Below are 2,572 nucleotides of genomic sequence, written 5' to 3' on the forward strand. Positions count from 1 at the left end.
GGAGAGCCTGCGCCAAGGGGGGTAGCGCGCAGGAGGGCAAGGGCACAGCCTGTGGGGACAGCGCGGCCACAGCAAGGCCCTGCCCAGCGGGGCAGGAGATTTAACAGGAGGTGGAAGATGTACACAAACTACGGAAAGCGGTTCTGCAGGGAGTTCGGGGGCGACTGGTATACGTGGCCCGGTTGGGCGAATACTGTCTGCCCAATGTAGGCAGAAGTTCACCATCGGGGACAAGATTATTGTAGCGAAGGGGGCAGTGTGGCACTACGACTGTTACCCGCACAACAAGCCCCCCTTCAGGTGGTATGAAGTGCCGTGAGGGGGCCAGATGCAAGCGTTCAAGGTTTTTAGAACAGATGGAAAGGCCTTGTACTCGGTGGCGACCTGGGGCCCAGCCGCTGTGAGATATGTCGTAGGAGAGTGGGCGAGTCCCCCAGAGTTCCTTGCCAGCGAGGGGTATGGCCTCTGCGTTTTTGAGACTCTGGAGGCCGCTCTTAAGTATGTTGCCCTATCAGGGAAGAGCGAGGACTGCGTTATCTACTCCGGCGAGGCGAGAGGTGTGTTGCCCCTGCTTGTCTCCCGGGACATCTTCCAAATCTCCTCTGGAGTGAGACCCTCCCGTGCCGACAGAGTCCCGCAGGGGTGGGCAGAGGGGACGATGCTGGTCAAAGAGTTTCGTCCGGAGAGACAGGTAGGTGTTGGGGCAACAAGGGTATATCTACCCTTGAGGCGGGAGGGCAATGCGTTTGTCTCCCCCGCCAAAGAGAGGTTCTACCCAGACGAGTGGAGGGTGGGGCTACGGAGGGTTTTCCTCCGCCCAGGGAGGCCCCCCAGAGGATACGAGATGCATCCCTGCCAGGGGCGGGGGGTGGCCTTCAGCGGTCTTGCTTATGCTGTGCGGGTGGAGGTTGGTTGAGGCAACTCGCGCGCAGGGTTGCTTGCGTGCGGAGAAACACCCAAAGCAAGGAGGGGCGATGAACTTTGAAGCAAAGCCCAAGCAGGTGGAGGGCGCCACCTTCTGGTACGTGGACGTAGGGAGCGGAGCGTACGGTAGACCCTGCCATCGCCTCTGGGTCTCGGAGTCTCTGCTCCGAGTCAGTGCGAGAGGGAAGAGGGAACTTGTGTTCCCAGTTCGTGGCAGGATAATCCGAACGGAGAAGAACAACCTCGTGATGCGTCCGGCGGATGGATACATCACTTACAACGTCTACTGCCCCTGCGGCTATCGGGGCAGTAGCAAGGTTAGGCTTATCAACCCTCCATCGGATGCGTTTGTGCTGGAGTACACTGTCTACTCGTCTCCGGCGGGGAACCTGGGAGTGTCTCACGGGTGCTTGGTGAGCATGCGGGTGGGGATACTCAAGTACGAGTGGAGCCGGTCAGGGCGTCTTTATGGTGCCCAACCGGCCGGGGTTACTATTCTGTACCCTGATGGCCGCGAAGAGGATGTGCCCGTCAAGGACGTGGAGAGCATCCAAGACCTGAAGGATGCCCTGCGGTAGGCGATGGAAACCGTTTGCTTCTTTAGAGGAAGGAAAGGGGATGTTGTTGCCAGGCTAAGGAGTGGCAAGATTGCCATTCCTGACCGTCGCGGCCCACAACCCCGCGAGGAGGAAGCGTGGGACGTTGAGGTGGTCAAGGACTTGCCGCAAGTTGCGATTGTGCGGCTTGTGGCGGGGCCCTTCTACGTGGCCTTGGTGACTGGACGCTCCTCGTTCGCGAGTTTTGCCCTGGGCCGCGACCCCGATGTGGTCATCCCCGAGGGGATTGCTCCCTCTGGCGCGACCTGCAACTATCTGGTGTGGCGAATCCCTCCCCAGGTGGCCAAGAGGAGAATTGAGGAGGTGGAGAGGTTGGTGCGGGAGGTTGACCAGATTTTTGCGGGGCGGGGGCCTGGTGGGCCCTGGTACCAGTGGGAGTTTGTCGGTAGCGGGATAGTGAGTGGCGGCCTTCGCGCGGGGCTTCCTCCTGCAGAGATTATTGCGTTTGCTCGCAGGATAGCCAAGCGAATCCGCGAGGAGGGCCCAGAGTATTACCGAGCCCATCCGGACGTGAAGTTGTACCACCTGCCTCGCTCGTGGGTGGGGGACTATCCCTACCCACAGATTTACGAGGATTGACAGAAGATTGACAAGGAGGGAAGAGCGATGGACAAGATACAGGTGCAAAACGATGTATTCTATTACCATGGGCGGCCAATCCCCCCCAACTTCGCGCTGGAGTGCGATGCAAGGTTGCTTCTGTTTCTCCACGGAGCAGAGGGGAGGGACTGGAGGGCAGGCGAGTATGCTCGCCGCGCCATCAGTGTGACCCCGCGGGGCCCCAGGGCGCACGCAATGGTGCGCCAGTTCCTGTGGACTCCCCCCGGGAGATTGGACGCAAAGGGGCCGCTGGCCCCCGATATGATTGTCCAGGCGGGGCGCAAGGGCCCCAACTGGAAGGCCTGGGTCGGGAAGCCATTACCGGAGACAGGCGAGGAGGTGCTTTCTGCTCTGCTCCGGCGCGTGCACCAGCGCAAGCCAGACCTCCAGCAAGATGACCTTATCGTCTACTACCTATCGTGGGAAGACTG

The 2,572-nt window shown here is 60.5% G+C and carries 4 protein-coding genes; all 4 read left to right on the top strand.

Going from position 1 to position 2,572, the window contains the following annotated elements:
- The first annotated feature begins 328 nt into the window (after positions 1-328).
- On the top strand, positions 329-916 hold the full coding sequence (locus tag Q0721_RS11045; protein ID WP_299029791.1) for a hypothetical protein: 588 nt from the start codon (positions 329-331) through the stop codon (positions 914-916).
- A 205-nt stretch (positions 917-1,121) separates the two neighbouring features.
- Positions 1,122-1,502, top strand: a complete 381-nt coding sequence (locus tag Q0721_RS11050; protein ID WP_299029794.1) for a hypothetical protein — start codon at positions 1,122-1,124, stop codon at positions 1,500-1,502.
- A gap of 3 nt (positions 1,503-1,505) precedes the next feature.
- Positions 1,506-2,120, top strand: coding sequence for a hypothetical protein (locus tag Q0721_RS11055; protein WP_299029797.1), 615 nt, complete (start codon positions 1,506-1,508; stop codon positions 2,118-2,120).
- Positions 2,121-2,147: 27 nt separating this feature from the next.
- Positions 2,148-2,572: hypothetical protein (locus tag Q0721_RS11060; protein WP_299029800.1), on the top strand; the 425-nt coding region annotated here is incomplete at its 3' end.

Source organism: uncultured Thermanaerothrix sp., from assembly GCF_938028735.1.
Taxonomy (GTDB): Bacteria; Chloroflexota; Anaerolineae; order Anaerolineales; family Anaerolineaceae; genus Thermanaerothrix.

Coding starts and splice junctions, on each gene's coding strand:
- Q0721_RS11045 (WP_299029791.1), top strand. CDS start 329: ATGCAAGCGTTCAAGGTTTTTAGAACAGATGGAAAGGCCTTGTACTCG.
- Q0721_RS11055 (WP_299029797.1), top strand. CDS start 1,506: ATGGAAACCGTTTGCTTCTTTAGAGGAAGGAAAGGGGATGTTGTTGCC.